Source organism: Aquella oligotrophica (genome assembly GCF_002892535.1).
GTDB lineage: Bacteria > Pseudomonadota > Gammaproteobacteria > Burkholderiales > UBA11063 > Aquella > Aquella oligotrophica.
The window spans coordinates 2,193,669-2,219,672 of sequence record NZ_CP024847.1 but is presented as its reverse complement, the minus strand read 5'-3'; the positions used below and the strand labels follow the sequence as shown (position 1 = coordinate 2,219,672).

The 26,004-nt window shown below is 36.3% G+C and carries 13 protein-coding genes; all 13 read left to right on the top strand.

Annotated features, from left to right (window positions below):
* The first annotated feature begins 6 nt into the window (after window positions 1-6).
* The 13 genes from CUN60_RS10100 to CUN60_RS10040 all read left to right on the top strand — a co-directional run bounded on the left by CUN60_RS10100 (window position 7) and on the right by CUN60_RS10040 (window position 25,997).
* Window positions 7-540, top strand: a complete 534-nt coding sequence (locus tag CUN60_RS10100) for a TM2 domain-containing protein (RefSeq protein WP_102951922.1) — start codon at window positions 7-9, stop codon at window positions 538-540.
* A gap of 24 nt (window positions 541-564) precedes the next feature.
* Window positions 565-1,143, top strand: coding sequence for a HupE/UreJ family protein (locus CUN60_RS10095; protein ID WP_158649383.1), 579 nt, complete (start codon window positions 565-567; stop codon window positions 1,141-1,143).
* 5 nt (window positions 1,144-1,148) lie between these two features.
* Window positions 1,149-4,523, top strand: a complete 3,375-nt coding sequence (gene mfd, locus CUN60_RS10090; protein WP_102951920.1) for a transcription-repair coupling factor — start codon at window positions 1,149-1,151, stop codon at window positions 4,521-4,523.
* Window positions 4,524-4,533: 10 nt separating this feature from the next.
* Window positions 4,534-5,346 carry an alpha/beta fold hydrolase gene (locus CUN60_RS10085; protein WP_158649382.1) on the top strand — a complete coding sequence of 271 codons (813 nt, stop codon included), beginning with the start codon at window positions 4,534-4,536 and terminating at the stop codon, window positions 5,344-5,346.
* A gap of 75 nt (window positions 5,347-5,421) precedes the next feature.
* Window positions 5,422-6,642, top strand: a complete 1,221-nt coding sequence (locus CUN60_RS10080; protein WP_102951918.1) for a hypothetical protein — start codon at window positions 5,422-5,424, stop codon at window positions 6,640-6,642.
* A gap of 182 nt (window positions 6,643-6,824) precedes the next feature.
* Entirely contained in the window at window positions 6,825-8,204 is a 1,380-nt protein-coding gene (locus CUN60_RS10075; protein ID WP_102951917.1) for a DNA recombination protein RmuC, read from the top strand.
* A gap of 619 nt (window positions 8,205-8,823) precedes the next feature.
* On the top strand, window positions 8,824-11,442 hold the full coding sequence (locus CUN60_RS10070; protein ID WP_102951916.1) for a hypothetical protein: 2,619 nt from the start codon (window positions 8,824-8,826) through the stop codon (window positions 11,440-11,442).
* Window positions 11,443-11,680: 238 nt separating this feature from the next.
* On the top strand, window positions 11,681-15,331 hold the full coding sequence (locus CUN60_RS10065; protein WP_102951915.1) for a DUF1554 domain-containing protein: 3,651 nt from the start codon (window positions 11,681-11,683) through the stop codon (window positions 15,329-15,331).
* 199 nt (window positions 15,332-15,530) lie between these two features.
* Window positions 15,531-18,413 (top strand): FAD-binding and (Fe-S)-binding domain-containing protein, encoded by a 2,883-nt coding sequence (locus tag CUN60_RS10060; protein WP_102951914.1) that lies wholly within the window; start codon window positions 15,531-15,533, stop codon window positions 18,411-18,413.
* Window positions 18,414-18,416: 3 nt separating this feature from the next.
* A complete protein-coding gene (locus CUN60_RS10055) occupies window positions 18,417-19,013 on the top strand; it encodes a chalcone isomerase family protein (RefSeq protein ID WP_102951913.1) in 597 nt (198 codons plus the stop codon).
* Between the two features lie 69 nt (window positions 19,014-19,082).
* Window positions 19,083-20,972 carry a phosphoglycerate dehydrogenase gene (gene serA, locus CUN60_RS13480; protein ID WP_102951912.1) on the top strand — a complete coding sequence of 630 codons (1,890 nt, stop codon included), beginning with the start codon at window positions 19,083-19,085 and terminating at the stop codon, window positions 20,970-20,972.
* Window positions 20,973-21,458: 486 nt separating this feature from the next.
* Window positions 21,459-22,700 (top strand): hypothetical protein, encoded by a 1,242-nt coding sequence (locus CUN60_RS10045; protein WP_102951911.1) that lies wholly within the window; start codon window positions 21,459-21,461, stop codon window positions 22,698-22,700.
* Window positions 22,701-23,285: 585 nt separating this feature from the next.
* Window positions 23,286-25,997, top strand: a complete 2,712-nt coding sequence (locus CUN60_RS10040; protein WP_158649381.1) for a COG1361 family protein — start codon at window positions 23,286-23,288, stop codon at window positions 25,995-25,997.
* Window positions 25,998-26,004: the final 7 nt, after the last annotated feature.

Sequence of the window (26,004 nt, the reverse complement as noted above, 5' to 3'; positions counted from 1 at the left end):
TTAATTATGAGTAGCAAAAAAATTAATTTTCAGGAACAAGTGCTTAAGGAATTGGACGAATTTCAACGGGTGCAATTTGTATTTTTCTATCGCCAGAATTATAAAAAGCTTGGTGTCGCATATTTATGGCTAATTTTTTTTGGGGTATTTGGAATACATAAATTATACCTCAATAAGCGGATAGGCTGGTTTTATCTTCTTTTTTGCTGGACACTGATTCCTGCCTTACTGGCGGTTATTGATATATTTCTTTTGCCGTTTCAGGTGAAAAAATATAATAAAAATTTAAGTATTCATATTTTTGAGCTCATACGTAAGCTCTCTTCTGACTCAAATACTCAATTACTGATAATTGACCGTAAGCTCAAAAAGGGGCGAGTTGGATTACCAGAGTGGGTGCTAGCATTTGCCATTGTTTTTGGGGTTATTACTCCTGCCATTGCCTATGCCAGTATGAGGTTAACTGCTCATAAACTTGAAATTCATTATAAAACTAACCATTTTGATGGTAGTCAGAGTGATCTTTTTTTAAGCATTTAGTTTAGTATTATGATACGGTATTCAATGAAGCATAGGTTTCAAATAAGGCTGATTGTTTTTAGCCTTTTATTATTCCCAGAATTAGCCTTTGCGCATGGTTTTGCTGGGAGTGGTTGGTTACATCCTTTAACAGGCATCGATCATATGTGTGCAATGGTTGCCGTCGGAGCGTGGAGCGCGCAAATCGGTGGTAAGGCTATCTGGCGTGTACCTGCTGCTTTTGTTACAGCAATGCTTATTGGTGGGATAATTGGATTTGAACATTTTATTCTTCCGGCTACAGAATACGGAATTGTCTTCTCGGTTTTTCTTCTTGGTATTGCTATTGCCAGTGAGTGTCGCTTTGGCGTTTTGTTAGCTTCATTGGGAGTTGGAATATTTGGTTTATGCCATGGATATGCACATGGAGTCGAGATGCCTACGCAGGATAATAAATTTAGTTATGCAATCGGGTTTATTATAACTACGGCCGGATTACATCTCGTTGGTGCAATTGGCGGGCTTTTACTTCTTGAAGAACCCAAGGGTAGAAAAACTTTACGTCTATTAGGTGCTTGCTGTACATTGGTCGGAGTCTATCTATTTTATAAATTGGTTCGTTAAGTATAATGATAAAAGTTTCACTCCCTACTAAAATACATCCACAAAAAAACCAGCTTGCTAGGTTGCCAGCTGGTGGCGATGCGCTATTTATTGCTAATTTGGCAGCAGTTAAAAAATTACCGTTTTTATATATCGCTAAAGATGGTTATGAATTAAGACGTCTAGCGGATGAAATTAGCTTCTTTCAACCAGATTTAGCCATCGGGGTATTTCCTGACTATGAGGTTCTACCTTATGAACGCCAATCGCCATATGCCGAATTGGTGGCTGAAAGGTTAAAGATTCTTTGGCAACTTCAGCAGCAAAAGCTTGATATTGTTTTGATTCAGGCAAGTACTTTACAGACATTACTGCCACCACTTGAGTATTTTAATCAGCGCGTATTGTGGCTAAAGAAAACTAATCGGATTGATGGCACAATTTTACGTGAAAAGCTTGTTGCTGCTGGTTACCAGCATGTTAAGCAGGTTTTTGCTGAGGGCGAGTTTGCGATTCGCGGTTCGATTATCGATATTATGCCAATTGGTCTCAAACGTGGGATTCGGATTGATCTTTTTGATGATGAAATAGAAACCCTAGCTTATTTTGATAGTAAAACTCAGCTACTAGAAGAGCAGATTGATGAAATAAAACTGCTCCCTTCGCGAGAGTATCCCAACGATTATGCCAGCCTTAAAGATGTAGTAGCCAGATTTAGTACTAGATTCCCAAATGAGGCTAAAAGTAGTCTTGCCAAAGATTTGCAAAGTAGTATTTTGCCAGCTGGAGTCGAATTTTATTTACCGTTATTTTTTGCCAACTGTGCCAGTTTTTTTGATTATCTTTCGCAAAATTGCCAGGTTATTTATAATGAAGATTTACTTTCAACGCTTAATCATAACTGGCAGGAAATAAATAAACGCTACGAATATTATAGTTATCAGTATCCATGCCTCAAACCTACCGAGTTATTTATTCCAGCTGAAGAGGTTTTTGCTAAGCTTAAAGTGCATACTTGCTGGGAAATTGCTAAGGCTGATAATCTTTATGCAGGCTTTGATCATGTTGGTGGTTTATTACACGGGCGTGGGCAGTTTGATTGGCTTAAAGAGCTAAAGACTAAGCAGGTTATTATTTGTTCGCCGAGCCTTGGACGGCTTGAGATTCTTAAAAATACTTTAGCTAGTCAAGGAACCAGCTCACAGCAGATTGATAGTCTGGCTAATATCGGTAGTAATAAAATAAGTCTGATTAAGTCCGAATTAAATCAGGGTTTTATTTATGAAAATAGCATATTTCTGACTGAAAGTGATTTATATCCGGGAAGTATTGTTAATCGAAGTCGCAAATATCGGAAATCAGCTGATTCTGCCAAAAATGACTTAATCTTGCGGGATCTGGCTGAAATTCAGGTCGGTGATTATGTTGTCCATCTGAATCATGGAATCGGGCGTTATGTTGGACTTAGTACTCAGACTATTGTTGATACCAATTATGATATGCTTGAACTTGAGTATCAGGGTGGCTCAAAGCTGTTTATCCCGGTAACCAATTTACATCTTATCAGCCGTTATAGTCATCTGGATGGTACTAATGTTGAATTAACCAAGCTTGGCTCTAAAGGCTGGGATAAGATCAAGGCAAAAACTGAACAAAAAGTAAACGATGTTGCTGCCGAATTACTTGAATTATATGCCCGTCGTGAAATGCAAGAAGGTCATGCTTATTCCTTACCTGAAGAATATCCTGAGTTTGCAGCAAGTTTTGGCTACGAACCAACACCAGATCAGCAAAATAGTTTTGATGAAATTATTCGTGATTTAACTGCGATAAAACCAATGGACAGATTGGTGTGTGGTGATGTAGGTTTTGGTAAAACTGAAGTTGCCATGCGAGCTGCATTTATTGTTGCTATGTCAGGTTATCAGGTGGCGATTTTGGCACCGACAACCCTACTTACCGAGCAGCTTTATCAAAAATTTGTTAATCGCTTTGCGGGCTTGCCAGTTACCGTTGGTGAGGTTTCTCGGTTTCGTAGCAAAAAAGAAGTTAATGAAACCCTACATTTACTAGCTGAAGGTAGGTTAGATATAATTGTTGGTACGCACCGCTTGATTCAGGAAGATGTGAAATTTGCTAAACTCGGGCTCGTGATTATCGATGAGGAACACCGTTTTGGTGTCAAGCAAAAAGAACGCCTGAAGCAGCTTCGCACTAACGTAGATATTTTGACGATGACTGCCACTCCGATTCCACGAACTTTATCAATGGCTCTAGATGGCTTACGTGATTTTTCCGTAATTGCGACAGCTCCATCAAGGAGGTTAAGTGTTAATACGATTACCACTACCGATGATGATAGCGTGATTCAGGAAGCAATCCTCCGTGAGGTGCGCCGTGGCGGACAAGTATTTTTCCTTTATAATGATGTAGCAACGATAGAACGAATGTTTGGGCGTTTGATTAATCTTATGCCAGAACTAAGAATCGCGATTGCGCATGGACAAATGCCTGAGTCTCAGCTTGAACAGACGATTAAGGATTTTATAAATCAGCGTTTTAATCTGTTACTATGTTCGACAATCATTGAAACCGGGATTGATATTCCGAATGCTAATACTATTCTTATTTATCGCGCAGATAAATTTGGTTTAGCGCAATTACATCAGTTACGTGGACGGGTAGGGCGCAGTTATCATCAGGCATACTGTTATCTAATAATTCCAGAAAAAATTACCCCAGATGCTGAAAAACGTCTTGATGCAATTAGTATGACTAGCGAACTTGGTGCTGGTTTTAATCTGGCTTTACATGATCTTGAGATTCGTGGTGCTGGTGAAGTACTCGGTGATAATCAGGCTGGTAATATCAAGGAAGTTGGACTGTCACTTTACACTGAAATGCTAAAAAAAGCGATACGTAAATTAAAGCAGGGTGAAAAAATTCATGGGAATTTTGAGATTGAATCCTCATGTGATGTCAACTTGAATGTAACCGCGATTCTACCAGAAGATTATTGTCTAAGTGTGCATGAAAGATTGATTTATTATAAACGGCTAGCACGTGCAGAAGATCAAGAGCAAATTGATCAGGTTTATCAGGAAATTATTGATAGCTATGGCTTACCACCTGAGCCTGTCAAAAATCTGATAGCAAGTCACAGTATTCGTATTATTGCTGTAAGATTAGGGGTTAAAAAGCTTGATGCTACTTCTAGCAATATAGTATTACAGTTTATCGATAATCCGCCATTAGACCCATTAAAAATTGTTTTGGTGATGCAGGAATTAAAAACTTGTAAATATGATGGTAAAAATAAACTGATTTGGCAGATAAAGTCTGATTCGGTAATAGATAAGATTAAAAATGTAAATTCTATCATTGGGAAGCTTGCAAGTTAAGGATATGTCTATGGAGCAGATAAAATTCGAGTATCAAACCGTAAAAACCCGTAGTGGACAAACTGGTTATATTATGCTTGGCAAGGGTAAACCATTAGTTATGTTAGTTGGTTATTCGGGGAATCTGTTACACTGGAATAGTACGCTGATTTTTGAACTAGCGAAGAAATTTACGGTTTATTTGCCTGATAATCGCTTAGTTGGATTAAGTACTTCCACAAATGAAGAATCAATGCTGGGCTTAGCTAGAGATACACTTGATTTTATTGATGCGCTGCAATTAGAAAAACCAATATTGTGTGGTTGGTCAATGGGTGGCATAATTGCTCAAGCGCTTGCTTATGAGAGTAGTGAGCGCATTTCAGGACTTGCATTTATCGTTAGCCAGCCAGATTATAGCTATACCATGGGGCGTTTACATGAGCTCGTTGCCAATTTGCGTGAAAATCCGGGTAAAGAAAATCGTGATCGGCTGACCGAATTGTTTTTTTCTGGTATGCCATCGATAGAATTTCGCAAATATCTGGCAAAAACAATTTTGCCTATTTCTCACTATATTTATCCCTTTAATGCTGCGGCACAAGCTTTGCAGGATAAGGCGGTTGCTAATTGGCAAGTGGATGAAGCTAAACTAAAGCAAATTAATTTGCCAGCGTTAATTACGGTTGCTAAAAATGACTGGGTAACTAAGCCTGAAGCTAGTTATAAACTTCATCAATTACTAACTAATTCGAAGCTAATTAGTTATCCGGATGGTGGGCATTTCTTTCTTCATCATTATCCTGAAGAACTGGCAAGCCAAATAATTAGTTTCTTTCAATAGTATTTTGATAGCCAATCTTAGCTTAGCGAAAACAAAAATCGAGGTATAATAAAGAGTTGTTTTCAAGGGGTGATTATGAGTGATAAAGATGTAACTAAGGAAGGCATAGATTATTTAAAAAAGATAATTAATTGGGGTGGAGGGATTTTAATCGCCTTTCTATTGATATTTTTAGTTGGGTTTTTTATAACGCAATGTTCAAAACAAAATTATACCAATAGTTTAAGCTCGATAGAAACCGTTACAGCATATAAGGAAATAGATAAATCTGTGCTGGAAAGTAGCGCGCAAACCACAAAAACTCTTAATAGTATCAACAGCAATAATGATGCGATTAGATCTTATCTAAATAAAGACGTTAAAAGTCAGTTTGATAATGTAAGCAATAATATCAGCGCATTAAATAGTCAGATAGCTAATTTATATACCATCTTAAATAATTCTCTGATGATAATGTCAATTGTCTTGGGATTATTTACATTAATTATTGCTGTATTTGGGTTTTATATTTCTAATGTAATTACAGCAAGATATACAGAAATTAAAGATTCAAAAAAGACTGTTAAAGAGCTTGAGGAAATTGTAATTAAAGCAAGAAATGAGGTTGAAAGTTCATTAAAGAAGGTTACAGATACATGTAATGAATTAAAAGATTACATACAAGGAAATAATAAAGAGATATTTAAAAAATTCCTTGACCATGATACACAAAGGATGTTGGGGACACTAAAAATAGACCCTCAAAATATTGGAAATATTATTGCAATACTATCAGTAAGGGAGATTAGTGGTGAAGAGAATTGGCAAATTATTAGAAATGCTTTTTTGTCATTAAATAAAATGTATGCTGAAAATTCAGGCACACATTATATTGCTTCCTATACAGCATTAATCTTTCAATTTTACTCTTATAAGTTAACTGTAGAGATGGATAATGAAATTATTCATTTGATAAAAAGTAAGCTTATCTTTGCTAAGAACTTTGGTTTATTTCCAAATGAAATTATTCGACTTATAAAAGAGTTTCGAACTGTGGATAATGATGATGTTGTTGAACTATTTATAGAAATTCTTATAAAAGGTGGTTATTGCTCTTGGTATTTGAATATAGATCAACCATTCAAGGATGAAATAATAAACGAGCTGAAACAAGGTGCACTAGTTAATCCTAAAATTAGGGTAGGGTTAGAGAAATACAAAATATCTGTTGGTACTCTTCTCAATAACCCTAAGCAAGGTAATCATGAATATTATCAAAACATACTAAATGCGTTAAATATTATGCTAGCTATTTAAAGTAACTTATAGAAGTTTATTTTTGTGTGTAGTAACAAGGAAGAGTATATAAAGTAATTCAATCTAACGATAAGATTAATGAACATTAAGTATTCCACGTATAACCATTAAAATCAATGTAAGATAACGGGATTAGATAGAATACGTTTTTCGATGGCAAGCTTTATATTATAAGGGACACAATGGAATCGATCATATTAATAGCAATGTTAGTAGTTATTTTAGTTCTTGTACTATTTATGCTATTTCGGATTAATGCAAATGCTAGTCAGGCTCAAGATGTCGAAGCCTCCAGAACCAATCTAGCATTAGCAAATCAGGAGCTAGCTAATAAAGATCAGCAATTACAAGCCTTGGCTTTAAAGCTAGAACAATTAGCAACTGAAGTAGCAGGATTAAAGCAATCAGAACGGCAGTTATTGGATAATAAAATCAGCCTAAGTAATGAAAATGTACGCTTAAAAACTGAGAATGACAATTTAAAGCAGGCGTATAATAACCTTGAACATTTACTTGCTGATCTAAAAGAGCAGATGATAAAAGAGTTTGGCAATATTAAATCTCAGGCATTACTGGAATTACAAAATAAGGCTAGCGAAACTCTCGGTGCTATTGGCAAGACTAATGTTGTTGAGCCATTAAGTGAGAAACTGAGGGAATTAGATAGCCGAATAATTGAATTAAGAAAAGAAACTCATGATATTAGTAATAAATCAAATAGTCTAAGTGAACAGGCTAATAATTTGGCTCAAGCACTAACTCGCGATAGTCAAAAAAAAGGTGAGTTTGGTGAAATGATTTTGGCGAATATCCTTGAATTTGCTGGACTTAAAGAAAGAGTTAGCTATATTGAACAAGTTCATCTTAGTAATAAAGATATAAGCGCTAAGAATTTGCGTGCTGATTGTCTGATAAATCTACCTGATAATCGAGGGCTTATTATTGATAGTAAAAATATCGTTGGCGAATACTATAATGCAATAACTTCTGGTGAAGATAGAGAAAAGCTAATCCGAAACTCTGTCTTAACTACAATCAAACTTTTTGCCAGTAAGGATTATATATCCGAGATGGAGCGGGTGAGTGGACGAAACTTATTTGATTATATGATTATGTTTATTCCGAATGAAGGGTTATTTAATCTGATTGTAGCAATGGATTCAAAAGAGGATGAACGAGGATTATTATGGTTTGCCTATAGTCAGAAGGTGATAATTGCCGGACCATCAACTATTTTGGCTCTTTTGGCTATTATTGATCGGATGTGGCAAAGTCATGAGGTAGAAGAAAAAGCGGCTGAAATAGTAAAAGTTGCATTACAAATGAGCGATCAATTACGCTTAACTCTCGAGCGACTTACTACTTTAGGTAACAGTATCAATAAGACTGCTGAAAACTATAATCAAGTTGTGACTAGCTTTGCTAATGGTAGTAATAGTAGTATGGTTGGTAAATTTATTCAGCTTAGCAATTATAAACGGGAGTTAGATAAAAGTCAGCCGATTTTATCTGGATCTATTACGCGAAGCCTTCCAGATGTCGAGTTTGATAAAATTAACTAACAGGCTCTGATGTCTTATTTCAGCTCTTTAATTGTTAAAAAATTACAATAACAGAGATAGAGTTTTACGCACTCTCTGAGGATTCTTTCTCATTTTTGACCCCAGGCTGTTTGGTCATGTTAGCCATAGTAACATATCTACGGTCAATGCGTAAGTTCTATAGTTTCATCTATCAGTATGACAATTCTTGTCTGAGTCGTAGGCAGATAATCCATCTTGGAAAATCTGCTTAGCGAAAATGTCAAGGTTATTTTCAGAATCCCAATTTATATGCCTTCATTTTTGTATAGCTTGATTGTCAAAATAGCTATATCCTGAAAATATTCGAGTTACTTATAATCATGTCAGGATTTTAGTCTTAAAAATTATTTTCTACTCCTCTAGCTAGACTTTTTTCATAAGCAATTATTTTTGTTCTTTGATTACAAATAGACATTTCAAAATATTGTATTTATCTGAATATAGACTATTATAAAAGTCTTTATGACAGTATATAAGAACAAAAGACAGATTAGGAAAGGGGTCTACTAAATTTTTAAACTAATTTTCAATTTTATTATAACACTTAATAAAAATAGATATTTAGTGTTACTACAAATAATATATAAAGGGATGATTTATGTATAAAAAATTAAATAGGTTGTTCATTGGTGGGGTTGTAATTGCAGCCACCTTGAATGCTTGTGGTGGTAGCAGTGGTAGTGCAACTACAACTGGCGGCGGCGGAGGTAATACTCCGTTAGTAAATAGTGCCCCACAGGTCAAGATAAGTCAAATGTCTACTATGCCAGTAAATGCGGCTTCTGGTGCTAAATACTATGTCGGTGTTTACAACGATACCCCTACAGTAATTGATTTACAATCAATAGCAACAACTAATGCTCAGAATTCAAGAGATAATCTGAGTGGGGTGGTAACTGCTCTATATAATGGTGCTGGGTGTAGTAAGTTACAACCAAGTCAGTCTTGTACTATTGCAATTACTCCAACTCTGTCAGGAAAAGAAATTGGTGGAGGTTTCCTTTTAACTACTGCATTTACTGGTGCTGATGGTAAGAGTTATAATGCATCACAAGTACTACAATATGGTAAATTAAACAGTGTTAATGGTATTACCGTTGCAAATAATAATATGCGTGTTGTGACAGCTATTACCGATAAGTCATATATTGCTGTACCATATTTATTAGGAGAGAAAGTTTCTGTAAAACCTTCTTCATCGGTTACTCCATTGGCAGAAAATAATATCTGTGATGGTAAATACTGCACACATTTTTATACTTATCATGGTGGTGATTTCACTAGCAAAATCAATTTTACCAATACGATATTACACTCAGTAAAAAATCTTACACATAAATCTTCTTCGCTTAAAGATGCTGGTTTGGCTGGATTTACGATTAATTCAAATACTAATTCGATTTCAAATGTGATTACTGATGGATATAATACCACCCTAATTGCCGGGCAAGTTGCTGTACCAGTTGTGCTAAAGAATAGTGGTTTGGCAGATGCAACTATAAATAGTATTATATCAACTACAGATGATATCACCGTTGATCAGGGCTCTTGTATGAATGGTTCTGCTATTGCTCAAGGAAATATTTGTCTTTTTCACTTGACAACTAGTGCAGCAACAAATGGTAGTGGCACTGTGACCATTAACTATGACAATAACCAGACTATTAGTTTGAATGTTATTTATTTGGCTGCAACAGCCAAGCCAGGTCTACAAATCAGTACTAATAGTAGTGATCTTAGCGGAACTATTTATGGCGAAACAAAGGAAATGCTTGTAACCATTAAAAATAGTAGTACGGATAATACAAAATTGCATAATCTTAAGATTGGTCGAGATGCTAATCCTAGAGTTGTATTGAGTACTAACGGAGTTGATCATCCGTGCGATACTAGTGGAAATTCTACTAATCTAGATAAGGGTGCTGAATGTAATTTTAAAGTAACCTATACTCCTCTAGCAGGTGGTGAGGGAGGAACCTTTAATTTGGCTGCAACTGCCCAATATAGTGAAGCATCTGGTCATATGGTTAATCTGGTTTCACATGCACCTGTTACTTATTCATCCGTCGCGCAAAGTGCTCATTTGAATATTTCGGATGCTGACTATGATTTTGGTGTTATGCGTGCTGATGGGCATGCTGAGTTAACCCATACATTTATTATTACAAATGATGGGCAGGCTCTGGCAACTGGTGTTACTGCTGCTACTTTATCTGCGCAAACCCCGGCTTTGAGTCCATCGCTAGCAATTATCCAAGATAACTGTAATGGTAATGATATTGCACCAACTGCTAGTTGTACCGTTACTGTCAAATTTGGTGCGGCAACTGACAAGGTTGATCCTACAATACAGCAATTATCAATTGGTTATAATTTACGGGCTGGTTCTACTTTAGGAACTGCAATGGTATTCACAGATATTCATTATGCAGCTACTAAAGCGGCATTAATCAATGATCCTATTATTACTTCGTCAGTTGATGAGCCTATTGGTGGTTTAACCAAGGAAATAGACCCGGTAACTGGACATATAACCTACAATTTTTATCCAACTCTTGGCGCTAGCGGGAAACTAAAATTTACTTTAAGTTATACCAATAGTGGAACTGAGGATGCAGAAAATTTTGTAATTGCTGCTAATACTCTACCAATTGGTTTTGAGGTGAATAATAGTAGCACTTGTCCAACGAATCCAAATGCAGCGTCAACCCTTGCAATTGGTTCATCTTGTGATCTGATTGTTGAATATATAAATGATACCTATTTATCGACATTTGGGACGTTAAATGCTAATTTTGTGATGCCTGGGTATTCATATAAGGATGCTTCAACTGGTGTAAATCAGAAAGCTGCAAAAGTTAATGGTGATCAGATAAATGCTCTTAGTTGGGGAACTGTTAATGCACAGGCAACTAATGTTAGCAATAAAGTGGTTACACTTACATTTACGTTGAACGCTTCAAACATACCAGCTACCATAGCTAATGGTGGGGTGACTATCAGTATGCCAAAATTAATTGGTAATGGTCTAACCGCAACTAATAATGCTAGCTGTTCACTTGCTACATTTACTAATGGTGCTACTTGTACGATAACCGTAACTGCAGAAGAGTGGATTCCAACTGGTGGTTATGCTTACGAGTACTATGCAGTACCAACTAATGGAGCGGCAACATCATTGCCATTCCGCGCTGTGGCTAACTTTACTATAAACTAGTAATCCATCTGGGCAATTAAAGATAGGCTATCATAGATAGCCTATCATATTAAGACATTTACGTATAGCTTGATTGCGGAAATAGCTATATTGGAATGAGCTATAAATTGCTTATAATGCAGACATGCAAGTATTGTCTAATCTAATGCATTTAAGGGATTGGATTTAGCACTGAATCTTTTTGATAATCAAAGAAGATTTAATATTAAACCTAATGTACTATTGAGTAATTATAATTATGAAAAAATTCCTGTCAATTTTAATTTGTATAATATTGTTCGGATGTAATTCCGGTATTAATAGCAGTGCTGATAATAGTAACCAAAATCAGGAAGACCCTCAGGATATCACAACTAATAGAGTTCTATCACTTAGTAATGTTGCAACAATACCGACAACAGCTGATCAGCAAAGTTCAGCAACTTTGTTATTGACTAATAATACTGGTATGGTAGTGCATGGGGTAGCAATTTCTTTTGATAGTGGCGATTATTCTGGTGTAAATATTTTCTCAAAGTGTGACGGTGATCTAGCAGTTGGACAATCTTGTCAAATTAATTTGACGTTACCAGCAGAATTACAACAGGGAAGCTTTCAGTTAAAAGTTGAGGGAACATCTGCAAAAGGTCAGTATGTATCCAGACAGCTAGTAAGTTATGCGAATGTTGCTGAAGTAAACGGTATTGAAGCTGGCGAATTTAATGATCAGATAATTGCCGCAAGTGGTAATAAAGTTACTCTAGCTATTCCATTTAGAAAAATTGGTAATTATCAGGTTCAAGTTCGGGTGGATAGTTCTGGGGATAATAATCCGGTAAATGAAATGGTATGTAATAGTGATAATTCACAATGTACCGAATTGGTGTCAATAACTCCACATAATGATAATGAGGTTAATGTATCATTTCTGAATAATAACTCTGAGGTTTTGACAACAGTTTCAGCTGCGGTTATCATGAACGCAGTAGGTAATCTTGTTATTCCGGTCAATAATGTAGTGATTCCAAAGTCAGACGGGGTAACTGGGACATCCTTACAGTTACTAAATAACGGATATACAGCTATAAGTAATATTCGCATTTCATCCAGTAATCCAGCGTTTGGGTTTAATACAGGTAATTGTGCTACCATAGCAGCTAATAGCAGCTGTACAGCTACTATTACTGCAAACAGTAAAGTAAACGGTTTTGGCAGTGTAACCGTAATGTATGACACGGTAAGCACTACAGGGCAGGTGTACCAAAATAAAGCTATCAGTTTTAATGTTAGCTATCTCGCTGAGAGCGGGGCAGCGGGCTTTGGGCTGACGCTAAGTGGTGATAGTTTTAGCAATAATTGGGTTGGAGAATCACGTAATGCTTACCTGACAATAAAGAATACTGGTGTGGTAAAGATTGATTCAATCAATATTACCTCGGTAGCTAGCCAGAATGCAAATGTAAGTGTAAGCGGCTATGGAGCAAGCGCATGTGCTCTGGATGGTACACAGAGTCTAGAACCTAATACTAGCTGCGTAGTAAAAGTTACATATGCTCCATCAAAATCAGAAGCTGGAAACTTGATAATAAACTTTAGCGGGAAGTATCTGGACTCAAATGATGTGTCCGGTTTAGGCAAAATCTCTGTGCTTAGTGATGCAATTAATCTGGATTATAGCGCTAACACTAGGGTAGTTTATCTAATGACGAAAGACTTACAAAATGGAGTTACCCGCTGTAATTTAACTAATGATGGTAGAAGTCTGACCGATTGTTCTATTACCGGACTTAGCGGTTCCAATAATAATAGTACCGTACTTAATAATAGTGGTGTTCTTGGTTTTTCGAGTTTTATGTCGAATGATGGAGTGCTAAATGTCTATTTGGGTAATATACAGGAAAGTAACTTTGCTAAATGTAATGCTAGCGAAAGTGGTTTACTTTCTAATTGTGCCAGTATGATGTCAACTAGTGGCTTACCTCTAAATGGTGTTAGTGGTACAAATATTCAAAATACCATAGCTAATATTAATGGAAAGAACTATTTATATATCGCAATGTATGCTACTGGAAGAATGATAAATAAATGTTTGGTTAATGAAAGTAACGGTAGTCTTTCTGGTTGTGTCTCTCAAGCGGCTAAATTTTCAAATATTAATAGCGGTTTTTATAGTATAGTTCTTAGTGGTAATTATGCTTATACCTCCAGAACAAATGGGGTACAGACTCTCTTAGCTGTTTGTAGCGTGAATCAGAGTACCGGGGATTTCGATGCCTGTACGGAAACAGTCGATACATATGGTCGAGCAGTCTATTCTCCAGTAATTAAAACTTTAGGGTCAGTCAAGTATATTTTTTATACTATTAAGAATGAAGCAAATACCCCAATGATCCGTCGTTGTTCACTTAATCCTGCTAATGGGCTATTGAATAATGATTGTATTTCATTTTCTGTACCTGAGATTCTTTCTGGTAGTGGGTTAACCCTATTGACAACCAGTGGGATGGATTACTTGTATTATGGAAACTCTCAGACCAATAATGTATATCGTGCACAATTGAATACTGATGGCAGTGTCTCAAATCCTGAGCAGGTATCTACAAGTGGTACTCGTCTGACAGGCACACAATACTTATCACCACTAGTTGAATATCCACGTGTCAAAATTGCTTATGCACCTAGTAAAAATGTTTATTATCCGAATAACACTTATACTGAAAGCTTGTATATTGCGGCAAATGTCAAGATGATTAACAAGAATACAACAGTGACATTAACCGCTCCAACAGGTATAACGGTTAGCCCTGCAACTATCAATTTTACTGCTAGTACTACAAGAGTTCCAGTTAGTATTAGCATTGGCAGTAACGTAGCAGCTGGTACTTATACTATCACTGGAGTAGCTACTAATGGTTTGCTTGTTCCTGATTTTACAATAAATGTATTAAATAATGGACCAAAGATGGTGTCCTATTTTCCGGTAAATAATGCAGGTATAACCAATAATGCATCGGTGAGTTTATATACAAGAAATAGTTCTTTGCCATCGCCACTTACAGTTACTATTGCTAAAATGGTTTTTGATAAAGAAGCTGATTTAGCTAAATTTATTAGTAAAGCGGCTGCAAAATTGCAATATTCGGCAGATAATTCATCCTATTCGGATGTCGGTATAAGCTATAGTTGGCGGAGTGATGTTGCTGAGAAAAGTATAATTCTGGTAGTAGATAACTCTTCTGGTTCAAATAAGTTGATAAATGGTGGTTATTATCGAGTAATGATTAATAAATCCCAGATCACAGATACTTCCGGGAATGCATTAGACCCTAATGCTACAGGCTATGAAGAATTAACCAGATTTAGGGCAGGACTGAAGGTTTATGTTACAACGACAACCTTTAGCAGTGATCTACGGACAGAAGGTGGTGGTACGGATGGACTTGATGGTGCAGATAAGTTATGTAATCTTACTGCTAATGGAAAACCTAATGATGGCGGTTACTATAAAGCCATGATAGGAGCTGGAACATTTACCAGCACCGCCAGCGGTTTGGCTGGTAAGAGTCTGAATAGATATCCTGGGCTAAATTGGGTGTTATTTAATAGTATAACTTATTATGGTACGGTTTCTAGTAGTGGTTTAACTCAAGTTGGGACTACTGATAGTAACGGTAAGTTAACCACGACTGTAGCACTTGGTAATAGTGCAGCTTTTACAGGGCTTAATAGTAACTGGAATGTCCCAAATGCGAGAACTACAAATAATGATGCTTGTAATAACTGGAGCTATTCTGGATCGGCAATTAAAGGTTATTTTGGACTTACGTCAAAAACTAATACGCTTTTATACTCTTATAGTTCTGAGGCATGTAATTCAAACAAAAAAGCGATAATCTGTGCCCAGCAGTAATGTAGAAATATATGTGAAATAATCGGTGCTCAGCAAGTGAATTAAACTCAGGCAATAAAATAGCTAGGTTAAAATGTTTAATTATGGCAGAAGGATTCGCTGCTAAAGGTGGTTGATATATATTATAATAACGGGTTAACAAAGTTTTTTATATTAATACGCAGTTAGAGCGTAACCAAAAATATGAGATAAATATACCATGCAATCATCTGTCGGAAATTTAGCTAGTTTACTGCAAAGCGTACTAATTAAAAATGGCTTTGTGGGTGAGTTTCATGTTGATAAACCAACCCGATTATTAAATGCAACGGATAATAGTATTTATGAAGTAATGCCCGCTGCTGTTGCGATACCAGCTAGTTTTGCTGATTTGCAAAAGCTGATTAGTCTATCCAATCAGGAGCCTTTTAAAGCGCTACATTTTTGTGCCCGTGGCGGTGGAACTGGTACTAATGGTCAATCCTTGACCGATGGTATCGTGATTGATTTTAGTAAATTCATGAATCGGATTGTTGAATTTAATCCTGAAGCGATGTCGGTAACGGTCGAGCCGGGAGTGATTCTTGATGACTTAAATCGCTTTTTGCAGCCACATGGTTTATTTTTTGCGCCTAATGTTTCTACTTCTAATCGTGCTACAATTGGTGGGATGATTGCGACTGATGCCGCTGGTAAGGGTTCTCTTATCTATGGTAAAACTGCGGATCATGTTCTTGGACTGAAGGTGCTTCTGCCCGATGGGACACTTCTTAATACGATAGAAGATAAAACAAGCGATCCTACTTTTAATTCCTTTACTACAAAGATTACTGATTTACTTACTCCGTTGCAAGATGAAATTACAGCTAGATTTCCGCCACTAAAACGTCCATTATCTGGTTATAATATACGTCAATGCTATCAAAATTCAAAATTTGATTTAAACTATCTGATTGCGGGCTCAGAGGGGACGCTTGGTGTTGTTGGCTTAGCAAAATTAAAATTGCTAGCAATACCAAAATTTAAGACCTTGATGGTTGTCCACTATCCAAGTTTTGTCGAAGCCTTACGTGATGCTAATTTCTTGATCCAGTTTTCTCCTCTAGCGATTGAAGCAATTGATGAAAAAGTTCAGAAAAGTGCCCAGACTTTGCCAAATTGGCCACAGCTTGCCAAAATGCTTAACTCCGAAGGCAAGAATTATATTTCCAACTTCGTCGAATTTGTTGCGGATAGTAAAGAAGAGTTAGCTGCTAAAACCAGTAAGATTATTGCGGCACTTGATGAAAAGCAGGCGAATTATGTGGTTATTGAAGATAATACCCAAATCGCCCAGCTTTGGTCAATTCGTTCTTTAGCTGTTGGTCTTGCGGGTAAAATGCCGGGTAAACGTAAACCAGTTGCCTTTGTTGAAGATGCAATAGTTCCACCGGAGCATCTCGCCGATTTTGTCGCCGATCTTGAACATGAATTAAATCAGCTTAAACTTAATTATGCAATGTATGGACATGTTGATGTTGGTTGTATTCATGTTAGACCAGCGCTTGATATGCAAAATAGTGAAGATCGGGAAGAAATTCGTCCGATTACCGAGCTAGTTATCAAACTCCTTAACAAATACCAAGGGATTCTTTGGGGTGAACATGGCAAGGGCTATCGTGGTGAATTTGTACCAGATGTGTTTGGACCAGTTTTATATCCGGTGCTATGTAAGATTAAAAAATTATTTGATCCGGAAAACCGCTTTAATCCGGGTAAATTAACTTCTCCAGATGAAAAACCACTGATTAGAATCGAGTCAGTTCCTATGCGTGGTGAATTTGACCAGCATATTCCACTAGCTACGCAAGAGCAATTCACCAGTGCCATGATCTGTAATGGTAATGGAGCATGCTTTAATAAAGAACCAAATAATGTAATGTGCCCATCATACAAGATAACCAAAGATCGGATTCATTCACCCAAAGGTCGGGCGATGCTGGTTAAAGAGTGGCTACGTAAAAAATCATCTTCTACCGCAAGTGATATTCAAACTAAACTAGCTGCTGATGAGGCTTATGCTGCATTAAGTGGTTGTCTTGGTTGTAAGGGCTGTAGTGGTAAATGCCCAACTCAAGTAAGTATCCCTGATCTACGGACTACATTTCTAAATGACTATCATAAGCATTATAAAAAGCGTAAGTTACGTGATTATTTGCTTGGACATATTGAAGGTATTTTACCAACTGCGTATAAACTGCGCGGTTTATGGAAATTGGCAAATCGTACTGGAATTGCAAAAAAAATTGGGATTATTAATTCTCCTGAACCCGCTAATTTATCGTTTGAAGATATTGCAAGAAAACACTCTTTAAAATATTATACCGATGCCAATCAATTGACTAAGCTTGAACCGAATGCGGTGATAATATTTACCGATAGCTTTACTGGTACGATAGATACTCAGATTTTATTATCTAGTGCTGAATTTATCAAAAAAGCTGGTTATATCCCTTATTTGACTGAACCACAGACTAGTGGTAAAGCCTTAATTGTTGCTGGCTATATTGATAAATTCAAGGCTAATGCCGAGCGTTTGGCTAAGCTATTTAATCCATTATTTGCGCTTAATATTCCTATTGTTAGTCTTGAAAATACGATTGCATTAATGTTTCGCGATGAAGTACGCAAATTCGCAACGAGCTTTGCTGGTAAGGTATTAACTCTGGCTGAATTGGCTGAGTTATTGACTAAAGATAAGGTGATTGAGGCGATGGCTGATATTGGTAAATACCGATTATTGCCACATTGTACGGAACAGGCGTTAGCTCCAGCAGAAGCTATTCTTTGGCAAAAAGCCTATGCTAAAGTTGGTATTAATCTTGAGGTTAAGAATCTTGGCTGTTGCGGTATGGCAGGAACTTACGGGCATTTAGCTGAGAACGCCAATAATTCTAGTGGTTTATTTGAGCTTAACTGGAAAAAAACTGTTACTGATGATAGCAGCGTTACTACTCTGGCTAGTGGCTTCTCTTGTCGTTGTCAGGCTGATAAACTTGCAGATATAAAATTAAAGCATCCAATCGAGGTTCTAAATAATCTAATTGGTGATTTTAAAGGATAAAACATGCGTAAATTATTACAAGCTATGATCTTGGGGCATTTTTTAATAGTTCCAGCAATTTTTGCAGCAGATTCAGATTTTGTAACTGTTTCTGATACAAAATTTGCAACCAGTACCAAGGTGAATGGAACGGATCTAGTTTTAAATGGTGCTGGGCTTAGAACCAAATTTCTGGTAAAAGTCTATACGCTTGGACTTTATGTACCACAAAAATCTAATTCTGCTAAATCATTGCTACAGGTTAGTACCCCTGAAATGATTGAGATTCATATGTTACGAACTATTTCAGCGGATACTTTTGCTGATGCCTTAAATGAAGGTCTTGCCGCGAATAATTCCAAAGATGTTCTTGCTAAATTAAAACCGCAGATAGACCAGCTTGAGGCGACAATGAAGGGAGCGGGTAAGACCAAAGAAAATGATGTAATCAGGCTTAGTTATATCCCAGGTACTGGCACCCAAGTATTTTTAAATGGTGCTAAGCTTGGTGATTCGATCGGTGGTGGCGCTGATTTTTATAGCGCATTATTAAAAATCTGGCTTGGGGATAATCCAATCGATAAAAGTCTAAAAGATTCTATCGTTGGCTCGTCCAAATGATCCACTAATAATTGATTCTATAGATGGTAAGTTGTTTAATATATTTTTTATTGTGAAAGATTAGGATAAGTGAATAACAAATATTTTATTATTGATTTTGATAGTACTTTTGTTCAGGTTGAGGCAATGGATGAGTTGGCGGTAATTGCTCTAGCTAATCATCCGGATAGTGAAAAGGTTATTGAAGAAATTCGTTCTATAACTAATCTTGGGATGGAAGGAAAAATCTCTCTAAGTGAAAGTTTAAATAAACGAGTTCAGTTACTTGGAGCAAATAAAAAACATATTGAACAAGTGATTACTTTACTTAAAACTAAAGTTACCCAGTCATTTAAACGGAATAGCGAATTTTTGAAAAACCATGCAAGTAATATTTACATTGTGAGTAGTGGTTTTAAGGAATGTATCCTTCCGGTTGTAAAAGAATTTGGTATTCTTGAAAATCATGTTTATGCCAATACCTTTACTTATGATGAAAATGGTAATGTTAATGGACTTGATACCACAAACCCTCTAAGTCAGGATAAAGGTAAAGTCAGTGTAGTAAAAAATCTGGCATTGACAGGTGATGTTTGGGCGATTGGTGATGGGATTACCGATTATGAAATTCGTGAAGCTGGTGCTGCTAGTCTTTTTTATGCATTTACGGAAAATATTACACGCGAGGCTGTAATTGCCAAAGCTGATGCCGAGATAAAAAGCTTTGATGAGCTTCTTTATATTCACGAGCTACCACGAGCTATTTCCTACCCACGGAATCGAATTAAAATATTATTACTTGAAAATGTTCACCCGAATGGAATTAAGCTTCTTCAGGACGAAGGCTATACTGTTGAATGTATGAAAGGTAGCTTGGGTGAAGATGAATTATGTGAAAAAATCAAAGATGTTTCAATTTTAGGTATTCGTTCCAAAACGATGGTAACCAAAAAGGTACTTGATGCCGCAGAACGGCTAATTTCGATTGGCGCATTTTGTATCGGAACTAATCAGATTGACCTTGATTATGCTACCAAAAAAGGTGTATGTGTCTTTAATGCACCTTATAGTAATACCCGTAGCGTAGTTGAAATGGTAATTGGTGAAATTATCATGTTAATGCGTAAAGTGGTTAGCAAAAATACCAAAATGCATAAAGGTGTTTGGGACAAATCTGCGGATAATTGCTATGAATTGCGTGGTAAGAAATTAGGTATTGTTGGTTATGGTAATATTGGTTCTCAATTATCTGTCTTAGCCGAGTCACTTGGGATGCAAGTATATTACTATGATGTTATTGAAAAGCTTCAATTAGGTAATGCAAAAAAATGTGATACTCTTGATGAACTACTATCAATTGCTGATGTAGTTACTCTTCACGTCGATGGACGTAAGAGTAATGCAAATATTATTGGTGAGTACGAGTTTGGTTTGATGAAAGACAAGGTGATTTTTATCAATCTCAGTCGTGGACATGTGGTAGATATTGATGCGATGGTAAAAGTGTTGCAATCAGGTAAAATACTTGGTGCGGCAGTGGATGTATTTCCATACGAACCAAAAAATAATCAGGAAGAATTTATAAACCCGCTACGTGGTTTTGATAATGTAATTTTGTCACCACATATTGGTGGTAGTACTGAAGAAGCGCAATTAAATATCGGTGAATTTGTAGCTAGAAGAATGATTAATTATGTCAATACTGGTGATACTACACAAAGCGTTAATTTGCCAAATATTCAATTACCAGAACTAAAACAGGCACACCGCTTGATCCATTTACATTCAAATGTACCGGGTATTTTGGCGCAAATCAATCAGGTGTTAGCAAACCATTCTGCAAATGTGCTTGGGCAATATCTTAAAACCAATGAACTAGTAGGATATGTAATTAGTGATATTAATGTTGAATATGGCAAAAATGTCCTCAATGATCTTAAAAAAATTCCAGGTACAATTCGCGCGCGAGTATTATATTAATTGTTGCGGATAAAACAGAAATCCTGATGATATATTTCTCTACTCAATATAAGGTTAGGCTATATTGTTTCTTCCGGTATTTGAGCTAACAAATCAAGTTTATCTTGAGTTCTCCTTGAAGTCCGCCCATTTCTGATTGGGCGGCTTTTTCTATGAATATCATCAAAGCTATTATTTCTTGATAATAAGCAATAGTCTAAAAAATTGTCTTACCCTAATAATAATTTAATCTTATTCATAAATGACCTTCCATTTCATTTTTACTTAATTTTTTGCAGCCGGAAGTATAAAGTTAATAATTTCTTTGAAAGCAACAATTTTTGTTGTGTCTGGATATTTGTATTGATAGATTGCAAATCCGTATAGCTAGATTGCTTAGATGGCTATATTCAGCACTTGGGATGAATTGTTAATATAACGTCATAGGAAGCGAAGAGCTTCAAAACAAAAAAGTAAGAAATTAACTTTCATTTCAAGGGGACTAAAATGAAAAACACACTTAAAAAATTATTGGTTTTATCTGGTTTGGTAATATGTGCAACATCTAGTTTTGCTAGCCCAGTTAATGTGACAAATAATATTAATAATCCAACTCATCAACAAGATGGTGCAATGTTCTCAAATGACGATGAATTTGCTATTCAGTATAGGAATAATTCAAATAGTACTTTTTATTATGATAACGATCGTGGTGGGGTTAAAGATGGAAGAATTGATGAAGATAGATGGCACTACATTGGTCATGGGGCTTTAAAATTACATGACAAAGCAAATTTTACAGTACAACTACATACTGCGTTAACCACTAAAGGTGCAAAACGCATGGTATACCTTTATATCCCTATAACATCCGGGCAAAACTCAGGTAAATATAAACAAGTTGCCTTTATGGTGTGGACACCACATAGTGGAAACCCTTCGTGGAAATTAGGAACCTCCAACCCTGATAATCCAATGGATGAAGATGCTTATGATTATTACAACTTCCATTATGAGATTTATTCTGGTGAGAATGATGGCCCTTTTGTTGGAACTAAATCTTGGGGACTAGTAGATATACAACTTGAACAGGGTGGTGGATCGCCTTACTTGAAGATTGATACATACTATTCTTTTGATCCTTTTAGTTCTATGGGAAGCAGTAAGATAGCAAATTCACAAATAATAGATACTGACAGAGTACAAGGTAAAATTGTGACTCTTGATGATATACAAAATAAACCGCAAGGTAGTTATAGAAATAGTTGCCGAGACGCTGCAGGAGTGAGAGGATGGGAGCATCAATCTAAAACTCTTAAACAGGAATGTCAAAATTCTGAAGGTAAATATAATTTTATTTCAACATTGGACTATAGTTCGTGTGCAAAAGACTCAACAGTATCAAATAATAACGGTAACTTAACCTGTGATCAAAAAAGAGATAGTCAAATGATGACTACGTCTGTAAAAGTAGAGGCACCAAAAGGTAGTTATGATTTTGGTCAGTGGAAAGCAGGCGAATATCCGGTAATATATTCACCGAAAGAGATTCATCCGTTTGTAACTTATAATGGTAAAGGCTATGTAGCATGTAATGGTGATACAACAGCTAAAGATGTACCGGGTAAATCAGATGCATGGAAAGAAATAAATGGTAGTTTGGGTAATACTTGTGGTTACACAGTACATTCTTACAAGAAACAAAGTACCACTCCGTCAGTAACTAAATCAGCGGTTAGCTTCTGGTAGAATAAGAAATCCCCTTGAAAAGCCATCTCAGTAAAGTTGAGGTGGCTTTTTTATATTGTCATATTAAGCAACTGTCACTCATACATAGCAATTTGTTATCCTCGGGCACAGACCCGGGGATTCATTGAAATGGATACCTGCCTATGCAGGTATGACAATATTCGCAAATCATTAACCTTCATAATTCTAGTTATGTGTTTGTAATTATATTGTATTTACTTTTACTTAACCACTATTCTGCGTCAGATAGAATCTTTTTTGATTTGGAGTAGTTGTTTAAACATAGGGTTATTGTCTTAATTTCATCAAAATTAATTGTAATCTAAAACCTCTAACTTATTTACATTTCACTCCCCACTGTTTACTTCATTGGTGCATTTTATCATTTAATAGGCGTATAATCAGCAGAAATAGCTGATAGACAAAAATAATCATTTCAATTACAATTCGGCGTAAAAACTCTAATAAAACTATTTAAAGTAGTATATCTAGGTTTAGCTATCTGGATAGGACAAGGGTATATGGGTATAAGGTGAAAATTTGTCAGCAAATTCAATCCATGATTATTAGAAAGACAGATAATATATGAGAGAATTGATTTTCCTGCTCTTAGGTAGGGTGTTTAGCTATAAAAGATTTATTTATTGTACATTGCTGACTATTGTGCTGACGGCTTGTAGTGGTAGTGGAAATAATAGTTCCAGTCAGGGGCAGGTAACCCTTGAAGCTACTGCCATTAGAATTGATAATACCTCTGCAGTACCAGTTGTTAATGGGGGTTCTACACCTGGAGTACTATATATCCGTAATTATAGTAATTTAGATATTCATAATATTAGTTACAGTTTGGATTCAAGTACAGATTATGAGATATGGCAGAAGGCTATTAAGAAACTAGGGGTAAAGTATCAGGCGATAAAGGAAAACTCCAGCCACTTTATTTTACTGAACCCTGAAGAATGTAGTACTATTAAAGCAAATGGATATTGCCAGCTTAAATTTAATACGCCAGTCCTTAGTGTTGGTAATAAGGGATCTTCTCTGATCTCTCTACAATATAATGATCATCAGGGCAAGTTACATTCATATTCGCAAATAGTTAATTACCAGTACATTGATATGAAGAATATAACTCTGGCATTTTTTAATGCTTCGCTTAATGCTGTAGCCAGACAGGGAGAGACACGTTATGTTGTAAGTTATTTAATTGCAGGCGGAGAATCTGGCTCAGTATATAATCAGGTTTCTATTAATTCAGATAATTCAGGACAAGCTAGTATAAAAAATGGCTTTGTTAACGGACAACAAATTGCTGCCGGGCAAGTAATACCGATTGAGGTTGCAGTTAAGTTTACTGGAAATACTGCTACAACAGCGGTGCTTTCGCCGAGCTACGTCAATACCAACCAATCAGGCTATCAAAATAAATCCTTGACTCTAAATTCAGATCTGTTTATTAATATTATTCCGAGTCAATCCGACAGTAACTTGATCTTTGGGGATACTCCCATTATCAATTTGATGCAGGAGTCAACAGCTACAATTAGTATTGTCAATATTGGAAATAAGGATGTTAGTGGTGGGAGTATTGGAGTTACTTTATCTGAGGGAGTAGTTAGTAATAATTGCACAGGAGTGGTACTTTTGGCAAATGCACAAAATTCCTGCAATATAACTTACCGAGTGACACAATATATGCCAGGCTCTTCACAGATAATATATACTTTGAATGGTATAGAGGCTGGTAATGATCTTTTGATATGGACTAACGATAAACCTTATCCAAACATCTATATAACTCCAAGCGTAAGTAATATTTCTCTTACCAGAAATGAAACTCAAGTTTTTATTTTTACAATAAATAATGTCGGAAATGCACCATTAAATAATGTTACTTTTAGCTATGATTCAGGAGGCAGTGGGCGTGTTGTACAAACTGGAAGTAGCTGTCAGAAATCCTCTAGCAGTTCTAATGCATATGTCATATCACCGCTTTCGCAGTGTTCCGTTTCCATAAATTTTACGAGTGGATCATCTTATGGTTCTGGGGCTATAGTTATGCGATTATCTGGTGATTATAATGGCACTAGTTATACATTTACTTCTTCACCAATAAGATATAATATAACAGAAGCCCCGATTCTGACATTTACCCACCCAACTGCATCCGAAAATGTAAACCTTGTAGTTATGGCAAATGGTGCAAATTATGTATCATATATTTTTCATGTAGTAAATATAGGAAGCGCTCCGGCAGAAATTAGTGGCTACACTCTTGAAGGTACTTCGACCAGTCATGTTCCTCATATTGATAATGCTCTTTTAGATGATCCATGTCCACAATCCGGGATACTTCCCAAAAATGCAGGCTGCAATATACGTGTTATCTATGGTCCAGAACCAGCCAATTTAACTATAAATGAAAATGGAATTACCAATCTGGTAATCAATTATGGCGGTGGCTATCCAAATGTGGCAAAAAATCTTTCTGTACCAATAAATTATCTGCTAAAAGAGAATGATAGCAGTATTGCTCCTGTTCCGGTTGATGCTGGTAATTTGGCAGGTGAGGGTACTTTTGATTCTCCATTTGAGACTAATGGTGCGGATACGGCTGATTCCTTGATTACTTTAACATATACTAATCCGTCGGTAAATTATCCGATGCTTGATTTTAATATTGATACAAATAATTTGCCGCGTGGATTAGTTGTGGCAGGAGGGAATTGTCCTACTGGTGCAAATGTCTCAACAATTCCGATTAATGGTAGTTGTAATTTGATACTAAAACTGGATAAGGCTGATCTGGCTATTATGGGGGCTTCAAATACCTTTAATTCGCCAATTCCTTATCCACCAGCAAGTTGGAATACTGCAGCTGGTTTTTATGAGCAGCCACAGGTTGAAGATACAAATGGAAATACTTCTTTTTATCTTGAGTATACTCAAGCCGTAATTACACCGATTATCACACCTAATCCACTTAGTTCTGGAACTGCAACTCTTTCTTTCGCAACTTCAAATACAGCAGGTTATGGAGCATTGAATATAAATGTTTCCGGTGTAAGTAACTGGCTTGAAACAGTGCCAGTTGCATCAGCAGATTGTTCGGTAAATGGCGCAGATTACTCTGCCAGCTGCAATTTGCTGGGGGCTTTGCCGGGTATAACTTATTTTATGCCAAATTATTTACAAAGTGGTGATAAGGCTTACATTCCGCTTTACTTCACCCTTAGTAGCGGGGAATATGCCTATATTGATGGAACCCTAAAATTTATTGAATATACGCAACCCTAGGGTTGCA

Excerpts from the sequence above, each read along its gene's own strand:
- CUN60_RS10100 (WP_102951922.1), top strand. The coding sequence starts at position 7 with ATGAGTAGCAAAAAAATTAATTTTCAGGAACAAGTGCTTAAGGAATTG.
- CUN60_RS10095 (WP_158649383.1), top strand. The coding sequence starts at position 565 with ATGAAGCATAGGTTTCAAATAAGGCTGATTGTTTTTAGCCTTTTATTA.
- mfd (WP_102951920.1), top strand. The coding sequence starts at position 1,149 with ATGATAAAAGTTTCACTCCCTACTAAAATACATCCACAAAAAAACCAG.
- CUN60_RS10085 (WP_158649382.1), top strand. The coding sequence starts at position 4,534 with ATGGAGCAGATAAAATTCGAGTATCAAACCGTAAAAACCCGTAGTGGA.
- CUN60_RS10080 (WP_102951918.1), top strand. The coding sequence starts at position 5,422 with ATGAGTGATAAAGATGTAACTAAGGAAGGCATAGATTATTTAAAAAAG.
- CUN60_RS10075 (WP_102951917.1), top strand. The coding sequence starts at position 6,825 with ATGGAATCGATCATATTAATAGCAATGTTAGTAGTTATTTTAGTTCTT.
- CUN60_RS10070 (WP_102951916.1), top strand. The coding sequence starts at position 8,824 with ATGTATAAAAAATTAAATAGGTTGTTCATTGGTGGGGTTGTAATTGCA.
- CUN60_RS10065 (WP_102951915.1), top strand. The coding sequence starts at position 11,681 with ATGAAAAAATTCCTGTCAATTTTAATTTGTATAATATTGTTCGGATGT.
- CUN60_RS10060 (WP_102951914.1), top strand. The coding sequence starts at position 15,531 with ATGCAATCATCTGTCGGAAATTTAGCTAGTTTACTGCAAAGCGTACTA.
- CUN60_RS10055 (WP_102951913.1), top strand. The coding sequence starts at position 18,417 with ATGCGTAAATTATTACAAGCTATGATCTTGGGGCATTTTTTAATAGTT.
- CUN60_RS10045 (WP_102951911.1), top strand. The coding sequence starts at position 21,459 with ATGAAAAACACACTTAAAAAATTATTGGTTTTATCTGGTTTGGTAATA.
- CUN60_RS10040 (WP_158649381.1), top strand. The coding sequence starts at position 23,286 with ATGAGAGAATTGATTTTCCTGCTCTTAGGTAGGGTGTTTAGCTATAAA.